Below are 15,974 nucleotides of genomic sequence, written 5' to 3' on the forward strand. Positions count from 1 at the left end.
AGACAATGGCTATCCGTAAGTACAAGCCGACGACGCCGGGCCGGCGTGGCTCGAGTGTCGCCGACTTCGCCGAGATCACCCGGTCCACGCCGGAGAAGTCGCTACTGGCCCCGCTGCCGAAGAAGGGTGGGCGGAACGCCCACGGCCGGATCACCGCCCGGCACCAGGGTGGCGGCCACAAGCGCCAGTACCGGATCATCGACTTCAAGCGAGTCGACAAGGACGGCGTGCCGGCGAAGGTCGCGCACATCGAGTACGACCCGAACCGCACCGCGCGGATCGCACTGCTGCACTTCCTGGACGGCGAGAAGCGGTACATCCTCGCGCCGAAGGACCTGAAGCAGGGCGACATCGTCGAGTCGGGTCCGGGCGCCGACATCAAGCCGGGCAACAACCTGCCGCTGCGGAACATCCCGGTCGGTCTGACGATCCACAACGTGGAGCTGCGTCCGGGGGGCGGCGCCAAGCTGGCCCGCTCCGCGGGGACCGGAATCCAGCTGCTCGGCCGGGAGGGCGCCTACGCGACCCTGCGGATGCCCTCCGGTGAAATCCGCCGCGTTGACGTGCGCTGCCGGGCCAGCATCGGTGAGATCGGCAACGCCGACCAGTCAAACATCAACTGGGGCAAGGCCGGCCGGATGCGGTGGAAGGGCAAGCGCCCGACCGTCCGTGGTGTGGCCATGAACCCGGTCGACCACCCGCACGGTGGTGGTGAGGGTAAGACCTCTGGTGGCCGGCACCCGGTCAACCCGCAGGGTAAGCCCGAGGGCCGTACCCGCCGTAAGGGCCAGCCGAGTGACCGGCTGATCGTCCGCCGTCGCTACGCCACGCGTAAGCGCGGCTGAGGGAGATAAGAGATGCCTCGCAGCCTGAAGAAGGGCCCGTTCATCGACGACCACCTGCTCAAGAAGGTGGAGACGCAGAACGACAAGGGCACCAAGAACGTCATCAAGACCTGGTCGCGGCGCTCGACGATCATCCCGGAGATGCTGGGTCACACGATCGCTGTGCACGACGGACGCAAGCACGTCCCGGTGTTCGTGACCGAGGCGATGGTCGGGCACAAGCTCGGCGAGTTCGCGCAGACCCGCACGTTCAAGGGTCACGAGAAGGACGACCGGAAGAGCCGTCGGCGCTGACGCCGCGGGCATACGGATAGAGGAACAAGGGGTTACAGCGATGCCAGGAAAGGGCGACGCTCCGGTGCTTCCGGGCGCGCGGGCGGTTGCGCGGTACGTGCGCATCTCGCCGATGAAGGCGCGCCGGGTGGTCAACCTCGTCCGCGGCCTGCCCGCGAAGGAGGCGCTCACGGTGCTGCAGTTCGCGCCACAGGCCGCGAGCGAGCAGGTGTACAAGGTACTCGCGAGCGCGATCGCCAACGCGGAGAACAACGAGCGGCTGGACCCCGATGCGCTGCTCGTCCGCGAGGCGTACGTGGACGAGGGCCCGACGATGAAGCGGTTCCAGCCGCGCGCCCAGGGCCGGGCGTACCGGATCCGGAAGCGCACCTGTCACATCACGGTGGTGGTTGAGGCGGTCGCGCCGGCTGCGCCCAAGAAGGCGGCGGCGAAGAAGGCGGCCCCGGCGAAGGAGACCACGCCAGCTGCGACCGAGAGCAAGACGGAGGGTGCCGAGTAATGGGTCAGAAGGTTCACCCGCACGGGTTCCGGCTCGGCATCTCGACCGACTGGAAGTCGCGCTGGTTCGCGGACAAGCTCTACAAGGACTACGTCGGCGAGGATGTCAAGATCCGGCGGATGATGTCCAAGGGCCTGGAGCGGGCGGGAATCTCCAAGGTTGACATCGAGCGCACCCGGGACCGGGTCCGCGTCGACATCCACACCGCCCGACCGGGCATCGTGATCGGCCGTAAGGGTGCTGAGGCCGACCGGATCCGCGGCAAGCTGGAGAAGCTGACCGGCAAGCAGGTCCAGCTCAACATCATCGAGGTGAAGAGCCCCGAGTCGGACGCGCAGCTCGTCGCGCAGGGCGTGGCCGAGCAGTTGTCCAGCCGGGTCAGCTTCCGTCGGGCGATGCGCAAGGCCATGCAGTCGGCGATGAAGAACCCGGTCTGCAAGGGCATCCGGGTGCAGGTCTCGGGGCGGCTCGGTGGTGCCGAGATGAGCCGGACCGAGTTCTACCGCGAGGGCCGGGTCCCGCTGCACACGCTACGGGCCAACATCGAGTACGGCTTCTTTGAGGCCCGGACCACCTTCGGCCGGATCGGTGTGAAGGTTTGGATCTACAAGGGCGACGCGGTGCCGGGCCGGGAGACCCCGGCCGAGGCTCCGTCGCGTCCGCGCCGGGAGCGCGGCGACCGCTCGGAGCGTCCGCGTCGGGGTAGGTCTGGTTCGTCCGGCACCACCGCTGGTGGCACCGAGGCCGGCCGCGCCGCCGCGACCACCATCGCGCAGGCGGCCGAGACGCCGAGCGGCGAGTCGGTGGACGCTGGCGCGATCGCGTCGGCCGCCACCCAGCCGGCAGAAACGCAGCAGGAGGGCTGACAGATGCTGATGCCGCGCAAGCCCCCGAAGGGCTTCCGCAAGCCGCACCACCCGGACCGCAGTGGCGCGTCCAAGGGCGGTAACCGGGTGGTGTTCGGCGAGTTCGGGATCCAGGCTCTCGAGCCGGCCTACGTGACCAACCGCCAGATCGAGTCGGCGCGTATCGCGATGACCCGGCACATCAAGCGTGGTGGCAAGGTCTGGATCACGATCTTCCCGGACCAGGCGCTCACCAAGAAGCCGGCGGAGACCCGGATGGGTTCCGGTAAGGGCTCTCCCGAGTGGTGGGTCGCGAATGTGAAGCCGGGGCGGGTTCTCTTCGAGATGTCCTTCCCCAACGAGCAGATCGCGCGTGAGGCGATGCGTCGCGCGATTCACAAGCTCCCGATGAAGTGCCGGATTGTTACACGCGAAGTGGGTGAATCCTGATGGCAGCGGGCGTTAAGGCCGCCGAGCTGCGTGAGCTCTCCGAGGAGGAGTTGGTCACGAAGCTGCGCGAGGCTAAGGCGGAGCTGTTCAACCTCCGCGTGCAGGCCGCAACCGGGCAGCTGGACAACAACCGGCGGCTGCAGGTCATTCGTCGGGAGATCGCCCGGATCTACACGATCATGCGTGAACGCGAGCTGGGGCTCTCGGCCGCGCCGACTGAGGTGACTGCAGGATGAGCGAGAACACCACCGCGACCACGCGGGCCCGCCGGAAGGTTCGTGAGGGCCTCGTGGTCAGCGACAAGATGGACAAGACCGTTGTCGTCGAGGTCGAGGACCGCGTCAAGCACGGGCTGTACGGCAAGATCATGCGCCGCACCAGCAAGCTGAAGGTCCACGACGAGCAGAACTCGGCCGGCATCGGCGACCGGGTCCTGATCATGGAGACCCGGCCGTTGTCTGCCACCAAGCGGTGGCGGCTCGTGGAGATCCTCGAGAAGGCCAAGTAGCGAAGGCTCGAGCTCGGCCGGTTCCGGTCGGGCGCAGGTTCCGCCAGGCTCCGGCCGCCGTGTGCGGCCGGAGAACCGGCAGACATAGGAGATAGACGTGATTCAGCAGGAGTCGCGACTGCGCGTCGCCGACAACACGGGTGCCCGGGAGATCCTGTGCATCCGGGTGCTCGGTGGCTCCGGTCGGCGCTACGCGAGCATCGGCGACGTCATCGTGGCCACCGTCAAGGACGCGATCCCGGGCGCCGGTGTCAAGAAGGGCGATGTCGTGAAGGCGGTCGTCGTTCGTACCGCCAAGGAGAAGCGGCGGCCGGACGGCTCGTACATCCGCTTCGACGAGAACGCCGCCGTCATCATCAAGGACGGTGGGGATCCGCGTGGCACCCGTATCTTCGGCCCGGTTGGCCGGGAGCTGCGGGACAAGCGGTTCATGAAGATTATTTCTCTCGCGCCGGAGGTGTTGTGACCGTGAAGGTCAAGAAGGGCGACACGGTCGTCGTCATCGCCGGCAAGGACAAGGGTGCCAAGGGTAAGGTCATCGCGGCCTACCCGCGGCAGGACAAGGTCCTGGTCGAGGGCGTGAACCGGGTCAAGAAGCACACCCGCATCAGCACCACCCAGCGTGGCGCGAAGACCGGTGGCATCGTCACCCAGGAGGCTCCGATCCACGTCTCGAACGTGATGGTCTTGGACTCCGACGGCAAGCCGACCCGAGTCGGTTACCGGATCGATGACAATGGCCAGAAGGTCCGCATCGCGCGTAGCACCGGTAAGGACCTGTGATGACCACGGCTACCGAAACCAAGACCATGCCGCGCCTCAAGGAGCGGTACCGTAACGAGATCGTGGGCCAGCTGCGGGAGCAGTACAAGTACGGCAACCCGATGCAGGTGCCGCGTCTGGTCAAGATCGTCGTCAACATGGGTGTCGGCGAGGCCGCCCGGGATGCCAAGTTGATCGACGGCGCCGTCCGCGATCTGGCCACCATCACCGGCCAGAAGCCGCAGGTTAGGCGGGCCACCAAGTCCATCGCGCAGTTCAAGCTGCGGGAGGGCATGCCGATCGGCGCGAAGGTCACGCTGCGCGGCGACCGGATGTGGGAGTTCCTGGACCGGCTGCTCTCCATCGCGCTGCCGCGTATCCGTGACTTCCGCGGTCTCGACGGGCGCAAGCTCGACGGGAACGGTAACTACACGTTCGGTCTGACCGAGCAGTCGGTGTTCCACGAGATCGACCAGGACAAGATCGATCGCCAGCGGGGCATGGACATCACGGTGGTCACCACCGCCACGACCGACGATGAGGGCCGGGCGCTGCTCAAGTTCCTGGGCTTCCCGTTCAAGGAGAACTGAGATGGCCAAGAAGGCGCTGATCCTCAAGGCGGCCGCGAAGCCGAAGTTCTCGGTTCGCGCGTACACCCGCTGCCAGCGGTGCGGGCGTCCGAAGGCGGTCTACCGCAAGTTCGGTCTCTGCCGGGTCTGCATCCGGGAGATGGCCCACCGCGGTGAGCTGCCCGGCGTGTCCAAGGCTTCCTGGTAATAGCCCGGCGCGCTCCGCGCGTCAGCTGCACTGTCTCTTCGCCGTAGGCCCGGGATCGCCCGGGAACCCCGGCGAGAAAGGTTGACGAGTTTAATGACGATGACCGACCCGATCGCAGACATGCTCACGCGTCTGCGTAACGCCAACCAGGCGTACCACGACCGGGTGACGATGCCCTACTCGAAGATCAAGGCGAATATCGCCGAGGTCCTCAAGTCCGAGGGGTACATCAGCACCTGGTTGGTCGAGGAGCCCGAGGAGAGCGCCGTCGGCAAGCGACTGGTCGTCGAGCTGAAGTACGGCCAGAACCGCGAGCGGAGCCTGGCCGGCATCAAGCGCGTGTCCAAGCCCGGCCTCCGGGTGTACGCCAAGTCGGGTGAGCTCCCGCGGGTGCTCGGCGGGCTTGGCGTGGCGATCATTTCGACGTCCCAGGGGCTGCTCACCGATCGGCAGGCCCGCAAGCGGAGCGTTGGCGGGGAAGTCCTCGCCTTCGTCTGGTAACGGGAGACAGGTAGAAATGTCGCGTATTGGACGTAAGTCGATCCCGGTGCCAGCCGGCGTTGACGTCACGATCGCCGGCCAGACCGTCACGGTCAAGGGCCCCAAGGGCGAACTCTCGCACACCGTCGCCGAGCCGATCACGATCGAGCGGGCGGAGGACGGGCAGCTGAACGTGGCTCGCCCGAATGACGAGCGCACGGCCAAGGAACTGCACGGACTGAGCCGTACCCTGGTCGCCAACATGATCGTCGGTGTGACCGAGGGCTACCGGAAGAGTCTGGAGATCGCGGGCACCGGTTACCGGGTAACCGCGAAGGGCAAGGACCTCGAGTTTGCGCTCGGGTTCTCGCACCCGGTCACCGTGGTGGCGCCGGAAGGCATCACCTTCTCGGTGGAGAAGCCCACGCTGTTCCACGTGGCCGGCATCAACAAACAGCTGGTCGGTGAGGTCGCCGCGAACATCCGGAAGATCCGTCCGCCGGAGCCCTACAAGGGCAAGGGCGTGAAGTACCAGGGTGAAGTGATCCGCCGTAAGGCCGGAAAGGCAGGTAAGAAGTGAGCGCCACGCTGCTCAAGCGTCGCCGCGGTGTCGCCGCCAAGCGCGCCGTCGGGCGGGCGCGCCGGCACTTCCGGGTCCGGCGGCAGGTCAGTGGGACGCCCGCGCGTCCCCGCCTGGTGGTCACCCGTTCGCTGCGGCACATCGTCGCCCAGATCGTGGACGACACCAAGGGGCACACCCTGGTGTCGGCCTCGACCCTGGATGCCTCGCTGCGGGGCACCGAGGGCGACAAGAGTGTTCTGGCCGGCAAGGTCGGCGTTCTGCTCGCCGAGCGGGCGAAGGCCGCTGGTATCGCCAAGGTCGTCTTCGACCGCGGTGGCAACCGGTACGCGGGGCGGGTCGCCGCGCTGGCCGACGCCGCCCGCGAAGCCGGGCTCGAGTTCTGACAAACCCCGTCACGAGAGAGAAGGAAGGCTGCTGATGCCAGGTCAACAGCGCCGTGGCGGCGGGTCCGGTGGCAACGAGGGTGGTCGCCGCGACAACCGCCGTGAGGGCGGCCGCGGAAACGCGCCCGTCGAGAAGACCCCGCACCTCGAGCGGGTCGTCGCAATCAACCGCGTCGCAAAGGTCGTGAAGGGTGGTCGTCGCTTCAGCTTCACCGCCCTGGTGATCGTGGGCGACGGCGACGGCACCGTCGGTGTGGGCTACGGAAAGGCCAAGGAGGTGCCCGCGGCGATCGCCAAGGGTGTCGAGGAGGCCAAGAAGCACTTCTTCAAGGTGCCGCGGATCGGTCAGTCCATCCCGCACCCGGTGCAGGGCGAGGACGCCGCCGGTGTCGTGCTGCTGAAGCCGGCTTCGGCCGGTACCGGTGTCATCGCCGGTGGCCCGGTCCGTGCCGTGCTGGAGTGCGCCGGCATTCACGATGTGCTTTCGAAGAGCCTCGGGTCGTCCAACCCGATCAACATCGTGCACGCCACGTTGGCGGCGCTGAAGGGGCTTGAGTCCCCTGAGGCCGTCGCCTCCCGGCGGGGCCTGCCGGTTGAGGACGTCGCGCCGGCGGCCATGCTGGCGTCGCGGGCGGAGGTGGCGTCCTGATGGCTCGCCTGAAGGTCACCCAGGTCCGGTCCGAGATTGGGACCAAGCAGAACCAGCGGGACTCGCTGCGTTCGCTCGGGCTCAAGCGGATCAACGACGTGGTGGTCAAGGAAGACCGTCCGGAGATTCGCGGCATGATCTTCACGGTCAACCACCTCGTGAAGGTCGAGGAGGTCGAGTAATGACGATCAAGGTCCACCACCTGCGTCCGGCGCCGGGTGCCAAGGTCGCCAAGACCCGGGTGGGTCGTGGTGAGGGCTCCAAGGGCAAGACCGCCGGTCGCGGTACCAAGGGGTCGAAGGCCCGGAAGAACATCTCGGCAGCGTTCGAGGGTGGGCAGATGCCTATCCACATGCGGTTGCCGAAGATGAAGGGCTTCAAGAACAAGTTCAAGGTGACCTTCCAGGTCGTCAACCTGGAGCGGCTCGCCGAGCTGTTCCCGAATGGTGGCCAGGTTGGCCCGGCCGAGCTGGTTGATGCCGGTGCGGTGCGCAAGGGGCAGCCGATCAAGGTCCTCGGGACCGGTGACCTCGGTGGCGTTACCCTCCAGGTCTCGGCGCAGGCGTTCAGCGCGTCGGCCAAGGAGAAGATCACTGCCGCCGGTGGTTCGATTACCGAGCTGTAAGAGGTCTGCGGCGGGGGCATGGTTGGGGAAACCGACCATGCCCCCGCCGCGACTCGTTGGCCGTCGTTATGTGGTGTGGGCCTGGTTCGTGGGAAACGTGAAGCGTCCTGAACCCGCTGCCCTGTGATTGGCCGTTTGAATGACCAGTGAGTCGCACCGCGTTTTGGTAATGCCGACCGCGACCGCTTTCGGGTTTGTTTCCCGAAAGAGTGAGACCGTGGTCTTGTGGCCCGCGTTCGCTACGCCTGCGGTAGCTTCGAGAAATGTGGCCGGGTTGGTCGCGGTAGAAATATTTCGAATTGACCGACGGGCTGGGTAACCCTCTTTCCAGGTGCTGCCGCGTTACGGTCCGGCGGACTCGAAGCCCTGATGCGGGAATGGTCAGCGATACCACTTTCGTGCTCGCGTGGCGCACCTGACGCGGACTTCACCGGCCAGGGTGGAGGCGTGGCTGAGGTCCGGTTGGACTGTGGCGAGCACCAGCGTGACGGCGGTGGCGAGACCGAGCCTGAGACCCGGACCGAGGCCGAGACCCAGATCAGGGGATCGAGGTCGGAGTCAGGTCGGGGTGCGCGGGAGCCGCCCGTAGCCGTTCGCTATAGTTTTCAACAATTCTGCACGCTAGCGTACGGGTGGTGCCGGGGTCAATAGAAGCTTATAGGCTCGATAAATCGGCGCGTCGCTCTCTGGTCGTCGGATGGGCGCGCAAGCTGCTCCGGGCCCCGATGTGGGAGGCCGTGGAGGTTCGCTCCCTCGTCTGTCAGGTGCGTATGCCGCGGCCTGACGGAACGAGACATGTAGGCACCCAGTGGTGTGGTGTTGGGCAAGCCTGTTAAGGTGTGACTTCGGCGTCGTCTAGGTCGCCAGTCTGATGGTGCCCGTGTTGGCGAAAGGCCACGCGGCCTTCGCGCAGGAGGAAGAACTTGCTGTCTGCCTTTCTCAGTGCGTTCCGTACGCCTGACCTGCGCAAGAAGCTGCTGTTCACGATCGGCATCATTGCGATCTACCGCCTCGGTGCCGCGCTGCCCAGCCCCGGTGTGTCGTACACCAACGTGCAGAAGTGCATCGACGCGACCCAGGGCAGCACCGGCGTACTGAACCTGCTCAACCTCTTCTCCGGTGGGGCGCTGCTGCAGCTCTCGGTCTTCGCGCTGGGCATCATGCCCTACATCACCGCGTCGATCATCCTGCAGCTGTTGACCGTGGTGATCCCTCGGCTGGAGCAGCTCCGTAAGGAGGGCCAGGCCGGCCAGGCGAAGATCACGCAGTACACCCGCTACCTGACCCTTGGGCTCGGCGTTCTGCAGGCGTCGGCCTTCGTGGCGCTGGCCCGCTCCGGGCAGCTCTTCAACAACCAGTGCGACCAGTTCCCGATCATCCCGGAAAACACCGGAATCCCGGACTGGCTGACTCTGAGCATCCTGGTCATGACGATGACCGCGGGCACCGGTGTGGTGATGTGGCTCGGCGAGCTGATCACTGGCCGCGGTGTCGGCAACGGCATGTCCGTGCTGATCTTCACTTCGATCGCGGCGCGGCTCCCCGCCGAGGGCTGGACGATCAAGGAGAGCCAGGGCTGGGCCAAGTTCCTGCTCGTCATCGCCCTGGTGCTGGTCATCATCACCGCGGTTACCTTCATCGAGCAGTCGCAGCGCCGGATCCCGGTGCAGTACGCCAAGCGCATGATCGGCCGGCGGATGTACGGCGGCACGTCCACCTACATCCCGTTGAAGGTGAACCAGGCTGGTGTCATCCCGGTCATCTTCGGTTCGTCGCTGCTCTACCTGCCGCAGTTGGCCCTGCAGTTCTTCGACCAGAACAACCCGGGCCGGACCCAGGTGTGGATCCAGAACAACCTGGTCGACCCGACCAGCCCGATCTACATCGTGGTCTACTTCCTGCTGATCATCTTCTTCACGTACTTCTACGTCTCGATCACCTTCAACCCGACCGAGGTCGCGGACAACATGAAGAAGTACGGCGGTTTCGTTCCGGGCATCCGTCCGGGCAAGCCGACCGCCGACTACCTCGACTTCATCCTCAGCCGGATCACCCTGCCGGGCGCGCTCTACCTGGCCGTCGTCTCGATCCTGCCGAACTTCTTCTTCATCTGGCTCGACCGCCAGCAGTACCTGAACTTCCCATTCGGCGGTACCGCAGTGCTGATCATGGTTGGTGTCGGCCTTGAGACCACCAAGCAGATCGAGAGCCAACTGATGCAGCGGAACTACGAAGGGTTCCTGCGGTAGATGAGACTCGTTCTGGTTGGCCCGCCGGGCGCGGGCAAGGGCACGCAGGCAGAGTTCGTCGCCGCGCACCTCGCGGTGCCGAAGATCTCGACCGGGGACATCTTCCGGTCCAACGTCTCGCAGGGCACGCCCCTCGGGGTCCAGGCCAAGCGGTACATGGACGCCGGCGAGTTAGTGCCGGATGAGGTGACCATCAGCATGGTCCGGGACCGGCTCGCCGAACCGGACGCCGGTGCGGGGTTCCTTCTCGACGGCTTCCCGCGGACCACCCCACAGGCGGTCGCGCTGGACAAGCTCCTCGTTGACCTGGGCGCCGCGCTGGACCTGGTGCTGGAATTGGTGGTTGACGACGACGAGGTCATTCGGCGGCTCTCCGGCCGGCGTACCTGCCGGGGCTGCGGCAAGGTCTGGCACGTCGAGTTCGACGCCCCCAGTCAGGAGGGGCGCTGTGACCGGTGTGGCGCCGAGCTGTTCCAGCGCGACGACGACAAGCCGGAGACCATCGCCACCCGGTTGCGGGAGTACACGGACAAGACCGCGCCATTGGTGGATTACTACGGTGCCCAGAGCAAGCTCGTGGGTATCGACGCCACCGGCCCGGTCGAGGATGTCACCGTTCGGGCAATCGATGCTCTGCGGTCCTACGGCGGCTGAGTCCCAGCACCGCGGATAGAGCCCCGGTAGCGGGGTACGTGGCGGCGTGCCCGCTTTTCGGTGAGAGAGGTTTACCCCGATGCGTCGTCCCCAGCTGGATATCCAGCTGAAGACCCCGGACCAGATCGAGAAGATGCGCGCCGCCGGGCTGGTGGTGGCGGAGGCGTTGCGCCGGATGCGGGAGGCGGTGGCTCCCGGGGTCAGCACCGCGGAGTTGGACGCGATCGCCGAGTCGACGATCCGGGCGGCGGGGGCGACCCCGTCCTTCCAGGGCTACCACGGCTTCCCGGCCTCGATCTGCGCATCGGTCAACGAGCAGGTTGTGCACGGTATTCCGGCCCCCACCCAGGTGCTCCGGGACGGAGATATCATCTCCCTCGACTGCGGTGCGGTGCTGGACGGTTGGCACGGGGACGCGGCCATCACCGTCGCGGTGGGCGACGTGGAGCCGGCGTTACTGAGGATGGCCGCGGTCGCCGAGGACGCGATGTGGGCCGGCATCGCCGCGGCCGCCCGCGGCGCTGCCAGTGGCAAGGGACGGCTTACCGACATCTCCCACGCCGTCGAAACGGCGGTCCGCAAGGGCGGGCGGTACGGCATCGTCGACGGGTATGGCGGTCATGGAATCGGCACCGAGATGCACCAGGATCCGCACGTGCTCAACCACGGCCGCCCGGGTAGGGGCCCCCGGTTGGTGCCGGGGATGGCGCTGGCCATCGAGCCGATGATCACGCTGGGCTCGCCCCGGACGGCAGAGCTGGCCGATGGCTGGACGGTGGTGACGCGGGACGGCTCCCGGGCGGTGCACGTGGAGCACAGCATGGCACTGTTGCCGGACGGGGTGTGGGTGCTCACCGCGGTTGACGGAGGGCGGGAGCGCCTCGGTGACCTGGTGACCGCGCGGCAACCAGCGGTTGCCGGCTGAAGCCCGAGACCATCCAGCTCAGGCCCGCGAGCAGCCAGCTGACCGCGAGCAGCCCGGGACAGCCCGTGGGCAGCGTGGCGCCAGCCCGGGAGCGGCCGGCTCGGCCGAGGAGTTGCCCGGCCTCGGGTTGCCGACGCGCTCGGCGTCGCGGCGGGCGGCGGCATCTTCATCGGGGCCCTGGCGGGCATTGACCACGCCGCCGCCGCGGTCCAGACTCGTGACGGCCTGGGCCTCCGGTGGGGGTGACGGGTTGGTGCGGCCCGCCTCCCAGCACTCCGACGGGGGCGATGACTGTTCGATCGTCCGGTTCGATGAGGTCAACTGCCCGGTCGGGTGGTCGGTTTGGCGACGGCGTACGGGCCGGCGTACACTTTCTGATCGGCGCACAGCGTCCACTCCGGCATGCCCGCCCGCGCTTCGGCGGGTGCTGGAGCCGCGGCTGGCGCGGGTCACCTGATTTCGATCAGTCATCCCGTGAAAGACGTTGTGGGCCGTCCGGAGCAACCGACGTCAGGACAGCGGAGGACATGCCGAAAAAAGACGGAGCCATCGAGATCGAGGGCCGGGTTATCGAGCCCCTGCCGAACGCCATGTTCCGGGTGGAGCTCGCCAACGGGCACAAGGTGCTGGCTCACATCAGCGGCAAGATGCGGCAGCACTACATCCGCATCCTGCCGGAGGACCGGGTCGTCGTCGAACTTTCGCCGTACGACCTGACCCGAGGGCGCATCGTCTACCGCTACAAGTAAGCCTGACGGCGGCCGGGTGATCCCGTGTCCGTCATCGTCGCCCGGAGTCGTGCCTGTCGCGTCGCCGGGCCAGATCGGAAGTAAGGCAACCGTGAAGGTCAAGCCGAGCGTCAAGCGGATCTGCAACAAGTGCCGGGTGATCCGCCGGCACGGCCGGGTCATGGTCATTTGCACCGACCCGCGCCACAAGCAGCGCCAGGGCTGACTGTCCGGCCGGTCGTGACAACGCGACCGGTCGACACCGGACCCGGCCGCAGATTCCGTCACAACACAGCACATGCTCGTTCCAGCCGCAGGGAGTGCGCAGCGCGTACCTCGTCGTGGTTAACCCCCGGTCGGAGGCCGGGGCCCGCTCGGGCAGCGACCGAACCGGTCGCCGGCGTCGGTATCGGCGTCGGAGACGGGGAGGTCGGTAGCGGGATGGGACGGGACCACACCTCCGCCAGAAACCACGAGGAGTACGCCCGCACATGGCACGGCTAGTCGGCGTGGATCTCCCCCGCGAGAAGCGGTTGGAGATTGCGCTCACCTACATCTTCGGCGTGGGTCGCACCCGCGCCCTGGAGACGCTCGCCGCCACCGGCATCTCGCCGGACAAGCGCGCCCGGGACCTCACGGACGAGGAGCTCGTGCAGCTCCGCGACCACATCGAGGCCAACTACAAGGTCGAGGGCGACCTGCGCCGCGAGGTCGCCGCGGACATCCGTCGCAAGGTCGAGATCGGCTGCTACGCCGGTATCCGGCACCGCCGGGGTCTACCGGTTCGTGGTCAGCGGACGCGGACCAACGCCCGCAGCCGCAAGGGCCCGAAGCGGACCGTCGCCGGCAAGAAGAAGCCCGGCAGGAAGTAATAGGAGCGCAGAAGACTTATGCCACCGAAGGCTCGTGCCGGAGCCGCCGTCAAGAAGGTCCGGCGCAAGGAACGCAAGAACGTCGCCCACGGCCAGGCGCACATCAAGAGCACCTTCAACAACACCATCGTGTCCGTCACGGACCCGACCGGTGCGGTCATCTCCTGGGCCTCCGCCGGCCAGGTTGGCTTCAAGGGCTCCCGCAAGTCGACTCCGTTCGCCGCGCAGCTGGCCGCCGAGGCCGCCGCGCGTCGCGCGATGGAGCACGGCATGCGCAAGGTCGACGTGTTCGTCAAGGGCCCCGGCTCCGGCCGGGAGACCGCCATCCGTTCGCTGCAGGCCGTCGGCCTGGAGGTCGGTCAGATCTCCGACGTGACCCCGCAGCCGCACAACGGGTGCCGTCCGCCGAAGCGTCGCCGGGTCTGAGAGGTAGGAAGAGATGGCTCGTTACACCGGTGCTGACTGCCGCCGTTGCCGGCGGGAGAAGATGAAGCTGTTCCTCAAGGGCAGCAAGTGCGATGGCCCGAAGTGCCCGTTCGAGTCCCGGCCGTTCCCGCCCGGGCAGCACGGCCGTGGCCGCACGAAGGAGACGGAGTACCTGCTCCAGCACCGCGAGAAGCAGAAGGCCCGCCGGGTCTACGGCGTGCTGGAGAAGCAGTTCCGCGGCTACTACGACGAGGCCGTGGCGAAGCAGGCCAAGACCGGTGAGGTCCTCCTGCAGATCCTCGAGTCGCGGCTGGACAACGTGGTCTACCGGGCCGGCTACGCCAAGTCCCGGGACATGGCCCGGCAGCTGGTCAAGCACGGTCACTTCACGGTGAACGGCAAGAAGGTCGACATTCCGTCGTACCGCGTCAAGGAGCACGACATCATCGAGGTCCGGGGCAAGAGCAAGGAGCTCACCCCGTTCCTGGTGGCGCAGGCCGAGGCCGGCTCCAAGAGCGTGCCGGCGTGGCTGGAGGCCATTCCGAGCCAGATGAAGGTGCTCGTGCACTCGCTCCCGAGCCGCCAGGTGATCGACACCCAGGTCCAGGAGCAGCTGATCGTCGAGCTCTACTCCAAGTAGGTGCTCGGGTGGTGGTCCGCCCCCTCCCGGGGCGGGCCACCACAACGGTGTGTGTCGTGGGCGTCATATGGCGGGCGCCCCGGAAGAAAAGAGAAGAGATGCTCATCTCCCAGCGGCCCTCGCTCTCCGAGGAGTCGATCAACGAGACCCGGTCCCGGTTCACCATCGAGCCGCTGGAGCCCGGCTTCGGCTACACCCTGGGTAACTCGCTGCGCCGGACGCTGCTGTCGTCCATCCCCGGTGCGGCGGTGACCTCGATCAAGATCGACGGTGTGCTGCACGAGTTCACCACGATCCCCGGGGTCAAGGAGGATGTGGTCGAGCTCGTCATGAACATCAAGGAGCTCTGCGTCAGCTCCGAGCATGACGAGCCGGTCAGCATGTACCTGCGTAAGCAGGGCCCGGGCGACGTGACCGCAGGTGACATCCAGCCCCCGGCTGGCGTCTCGGTGCACAACCCGGATCTGAAGCTCGCCACCCTCAACGGCAAGGGCCGGCTCGACATGGAGCTGACCGTCGAGCGGGGCCGTGGCTACGTCACCGCGGCACAGAACAAGCAGGCGGGTGCCGAGATCGGTCGGATCCCGGTCGACTCGATCTACTCGCCGGTGCTCCGGGTCACCTACCGGGTCGAGGCGACCCGGGTCGAGCAGCGGACCGACTTCGATCGGCTGATCATCGACGTCGAGTCGAAGCCGTCGATGGGGCCCCGCACTGCCCTGGCCTCGGCCGGTTCCACGCTGGTCGAGCTCTTTGGCCTGGCCCGGGAGCTGGACGAGACCGCGGAGGGCATCGACATCGGGCCGTCCCCGCAGGACGCCCAGCTGGCAGCGGATCTGGCGCTGCCGATCGAGGAGCTGGACCTCACCGTCCGCTCCTACAACTGCCTCAAGCGCGAGGGCATCAACACCGTTGGTGAGCTCATTGGGCGTACCGAGGCTGACCTCCTCGACATCCGGAACTTCGGCCAGAAGTCGATCGACGAGGTCAAGATGAAGCTCGCCGGGATGGGCTTGGGGCTGAAGGACTCGGCCCCGAACTTCGACCCGGCGAACGTCGTGGACGCCTTCGGTGAGGCCGACTACGACACCGAGGACTACCGCGAGACTGAGCAGCTGTAAGCGCGGCTGAGGATTGACGAGGAGCACCGAGAATGCCCACGCCCACCAAGGGTGCCCGCCTCGGCGGTAGCCCGGCGCACGAGCGGTTGATGCTGGCCAACCTGGCCATGTCGCTGTTCCAGCACGGCAAGATTCAGACCACCGAGACCAAGGCCCGGCGGCTGCGCCCGCTCGCGGAGCAGCTGATCACCAAGGCGAAGCGCGGTGACCTGGCCGCCCGGCGTCGGGTGCTCGGGGTCGTCAAGGACAAGGACGTGGTCTACACCCTGTTCGACCAGATCGCGCCCCGGTACGCCAACCGCAACGGTGGCTACACCCGGATCGTGAAGACCGGTCCGCGTAAGGGTGACGCCGCACCGATGGCGATCATCGAGCTGGTCGAGGAGCTGGCGGTCGCGCAGCCGAAGGCGAACAAGAAGACCGCCGGCCGCAAGGCCGCGCAGCAGGACAAGGTCGAGGCGCTCGCCCCAGCCGCGGAGGCCCCGGCGCCGAGCAGCGGCGACCAGGACGCCGAGGCGCCCGTCTCGGTCTCGGGTGACACCGCTGCGGCCCGCGCGGACAGCGACCTCGCTGTCGAGGAGAACAACGAGCAGAACAAGGCCTGATCGGCCAGGCTCCCGTCGGGCCCGACACCCACCCGGGTGTCGGGCCCGACGCGC

The 15,974-nt window shown here is 67.2% G+C and carries 27 protein-coding genes; all 27 read left to right on the plus strand.

Going from position 1 to position 15,974, the window contains the following annotated elements; all coding sequences use genetic code 11:
• The first annotated feature begins 5 nt into the window (after nucleotides 1–5).
• The 27 genes from rplB to rplQ all read left to right on the plus strand — a co-directional run bounded on the left by rplB (nucleotide 6) and on the right by rplQ (nucleotide 15,920).
• Nucleotides 6–845, plus strand: coding sequence for a 50S ribosomal protein L2 (gene rplB / locus SALPAC3_RS0117965; protein WP_018222583.1), 840 nt, complete (start codon nucleotides 6–8; stop codon nucleotides 843–845).
• Between the two features lie 12 nt (nucleotides 846–857).
• Nucleotides 858–1,139, plus strand: coding sequence for a 30S ribosomal protein S19 (gene rpsS / locus SALPAC3_RS0117970; protein WP_018222584.1), 282 nt, complete (start codon nucleotides 858–860; stop codon nucleotides 1,137–1,139).
• Between the two features lie 40 nt (nucleotides 1,140–1,179).
• Complete coding sequence (gene rplV / locus SALPAC3_RS0117975) at nucleotides 1,180–1,638, plus strand: 50S ribosomal protein L22 (RefSeq protein WP_018222585.1); 459 nt, start codon at nucleotides 1,180–1,182, stop codon at nucleotides 1,636–1,638.
• Nucleotides 1,638–2,504 (plus strand): 30S ribosomal protein S3, encoded by an 867-nt coding sequence (gene rpsC / locus SALPAC3_RS0117980; RefSeq protein ID WP_018222586.1) that lies wholly within the window; start codon nucleotides 1,638–1,640, stop codon nucleotides 2,502–2,504. Before rplV ends, rpsC begins: the two co-directional genes overlap by 1 nt.
• A 3-nt stretch (nucleotides 2,505–2,507) precedes the next feature.
• The gene (gene rplP / locus SALPAC3_RS0117985; RefSeq protein WP_007465292.1) at nucleotides 2,508–2,933 is read left to right on the plus strand and encodes a 50S ribosomal protein L16; all 426 of its coding nucleotides are present in this window, start codon (nucleotides 2,508–2,510) and stop codon (nucleotides 2,931–2,933) included.
• Complete coding sequence (rpmC, locus tag SALPAC3_RS0117990; RefSeq protein WP_012015118.1) at nucleotides 2,933–3,169, plus strand: 50S ribosomal protein L29; 237 nt, start codon at nucleotides 2,933–2,935, stop codon at nucleotides 3,167–3,169. Before rplP ends, rpmC begins: the two co-directional genes overlap by 1 nt.
• Nucleotides 3,166–3,441: a 30S ribosomal protein S17 gene (gene rpsQ / locus SALPAC3_RS0117995; protein ID WP_012015117.1), complete on the plus strand. Its 276-nt coding sequence runs from the start codon at nucleotides 3,166–3,168 to the stop codon at nucleotides 3,439–3,441. The genes rpmC and rpsQ overlap by 4 nt, the downstream gene beginning before the upstream one ends.
• Before the next feature lie 97 nt (nucleotides 3,442–3,538).
• Nucleotides 3,539–3,907 (plus strand): 50S ribosomal protein L14, encoded by a 369-nt coding sequence (rplN, locus tag SALPAC3_RS0118000; protein ID WP_007073026.1) that lies wholly within the window; start codon nucleotides 3,539–3,541, stop codon nucleotides 3,905–3,907.
• A complete protein-coding gene (gene rplX / locus SALPAC3_RS0118005) occupies nucleotides 3,904–4,224 on the plus strand; it encodes a 50S ribosomal protein L24 (protein ID WP_013288626.1) in 321 nt (106 codons plus the stop codon). The genes rplN and rplX overlap by 4 nt, the downstream gene beginning before the upstream one ends.
• Nucleotides 4,224–4,793 (plus strand): 50S ribosomal protein L5, encoded by a 570-nt coding sequence (gene rplE, locus SALPAC3_RS0118010; protein ID WP_018222587.1) that lies wholly within the window; start codon nucleotides 4,224–4,226, stop codon nucleotides 4,791–4,793. Before rplX ends, rplE begins: the two co-directional genes overlap by 1 nt.
• 1 nt (nucleotide 4,794) lies before the next feature.
• Nucleotides 4,795–4,980: a type Z 30S ribosomal protein S14 gene (locus SALPAC3_RS0118015; protein WP_007073023.1), complete on the plus strand. Its 186-nt coding sequence runs from the start codon at nucleotides 4,795–4,797 to the stop codon at nucleotides 4,978–4,980.
• A gap of 93 nt (nucleotides 4,981–5,073) precedes the next feature.
• A complete protein-coding gene (gene rpsH / locus SALPAC3_RS0118020) occupies nucleotides 5,074–5,481 on the plus strand; it encodes a 30S ribosomal protein S8 (protein WP_018217053.1) in 408 nt (135 codons plus the stop codon).
• Nucleotides 5,482–5,497: 16 nt separating this feature from the next.
• Entirely contained in the window at nucleotides 5,498–6,040 is a 543-nt protein-coding gene (gene rplF, locus SALPAC3_RS0118025; protein WP_018222588.1) for a 50S ribosomal protein L6, read from the plus strand.
• Nucleotides 6,037–6,426 (plus strand): 50S ribosomal protein L18, encoded by a 390-nt coding sequence (gene rplR, locus SALPAC3_RS0118030; protein WP_018217051.1) that lies wholly within the window; start codon nucleotides 6,037–6,039, stop codon nucleotides 6,424–6,426. The genes rplF and rplR overlap by 4 nt, the downstream gene beginning before the upstream one ends.
• Before the next feature lie 34 nt (nucleotides 6,427–6,460).
• A complete protein-coding gene (rpsE, locus tag SALPAC3_RS0118035) occupies nucleotides 6,461–7,075 on the plus strand; it encodes a 30S ribosomal protein S5 (protein WP_018217050.1) in 615 nt (204 codons plus the stop codon).
• Nucleotides 7,075–7,257: a 50S ribosomal protein L30 gene (rpmD, locus tag SALPAC3_RS0118040; protein WP_012015110.1), complete on the plus strand. Its 183-nt coding sequence runs from the start codon at nucleotides 7,075–7,077 to the stop codon at nucleotides 7,255–7,257. Before rpsE ends, rpmD begins: the two co-directional genes overlap by 1 nt.
• Nucleotides 7,257–7,700, plus strand: coding sequence for a 50S ribosomal protein L15 (rplO, locus tag SALPAC3_RS0118045; RefSeq protein ID WP_018217048.1), 444 nt, complete (start codon nucleotides 7,257–7,259; stop codon nucleotides 7,698–7,700). The genes rpmD and rplO overlap by 1 nt, the downstream gene beginning before the upstream one ends.
• 923 nt (nucleotides 7,701–8,623) lie before the next feature.
• The gene (gene secY / locus SALPAC3_RS0118050) at nucleotides 8,624–9,949 is read left to right on the plus strand and encodes a preprotein translocase subunit SecY (protein WP_018222589.1); all 1,326 of its coding nucleotides are present in this window, start codon (nucleotides 8,624–8,626) and stop codon (nucleotides 9,947–9,949) included.
• Nucleotides 9,950–10,603: an adenylate kinase gene (locus tag SALPAC3_RS0118055; RefSeq protein ID WP_018222590.1), complete on the plus strand. Its 654-nt coding sequence runs from the start codon at nucleotides 9,950–9,952 to the stop codon at nucleotides 10,601–10,603.
• 79 nt (nucleotides 10,604–10,682) lie between these two features.
• On the plus strand, nucleotides 10,683–11,528 hold the full coding sequence (gene map / locus SALPAC3_RS0118060; protein WP_018222591.1) for a type I methionyl aminopeptidase: 846 nt from the start codon (nucleotides 10,683–10,685) through the stop codon (nucleotides 11,526–11,528).
• Nucleotides 11,529–12,055: 527 nt separating this feature from the next.
• Entirely contained in the window at nucleotides 12,056–12,277 is a 222-nt protein-coding gene (infA, locus tag SALPAC3_RS0118065; RefSeq protein WP_007073013.1) for a translation initiation factor IF-1, read from the plus strand.
• A 91-nt stretch (nucleotides 12,278–12,368) separates the two neighbouring features.
• A complete protein-coding gene (rpmJ, locus tag SALPAC3_RS0118070) occupies nucleotides 12,369–12,482 on the plus strand; it encodes a 50S ribosomal protein L36 (RefSeq protein WP_012184307.1) in 114 nt (37 codons plus the stop codon).
• Between the two features lie 265 nt (nucleotides 12,483–12,747).
• On the plus strand, nucleotides 12,748–13,128 hold the full coding sequence (gene rpsM, locus SALPAC3_RS0118075; protein WP_018222593.1) for a 30S ribosomal protein S13: 381 nt from the start codon (nucleotides 12,748–12,750) through the stop codon (nucleotides 13,126–13,128).
• Nucleotides 13,129–13,146: 18 nt separating this feature from the next.
• Nucleotides 13,147–13,554: a 30S ribosomal protein S11 gene (rpsK, locus tag SALPAC3_RS0118080; protein WP_012015102.1), complete on the plus strand. Its 408-nt coding sequence runs from the start codon at nucleotides 13,147–13,149 to the stop codon at nucleotides 13,552–13,554.
• 13 nt (nucleotides 13,555–13,567) lie between these two features.
• Nucleotides 13,568–14,194: a 30S ribosomal protein S4 gene (gene rpsD, locus SALPAC3_RS0118085; RefSeq protein WP_018222594.1), complete on the plus strand. Its 627-nt coding sequence runs from the start codon at nucleotides 13,568–13,570 to the stop codon at nucleotides 14,192–14,194.
• 98 nt (nucleotides 14,195–14,292) lie between these two features.
• Nucleotides 14,293–15,315: a DNA-directed RNA polymerase subunit alpha gene (locus SALPAC3_RS0118090; protein WP_018217041.1), complete on the plus strand. Its 1,023-nt coding sequence runs from the start codon at nucleotides 14,293–14,295 to the stop codon at nucleotides 15,313–15,315.
• Between the two features lie 32 nt (nucleotides 15,316–15,347).
• A complete protein-coding gene (gene rplQ, locus SALPAC3_RS0118095; RefSeq protein WP_018222595.1) occupies nucleotides 15,348–15,920 on the plus strand; it encodes a 50S ribosomal protein L17 in 573 nt (190 codons plus the stop codon).
• The last annotated feature ends 54 nt before the right edge of the window (nucleotides 15,921–15,974 follow it).

Source organism: Salinispora pacifica DSM 45544, from assembly GCF_000378845.1.
Classification (GTDB): Bacteria; Actinomycetota; Actinomycetes; order Mycobacteriales; family Micromonosporaceae; genus Micromonospora; species Micromonospora pacifica.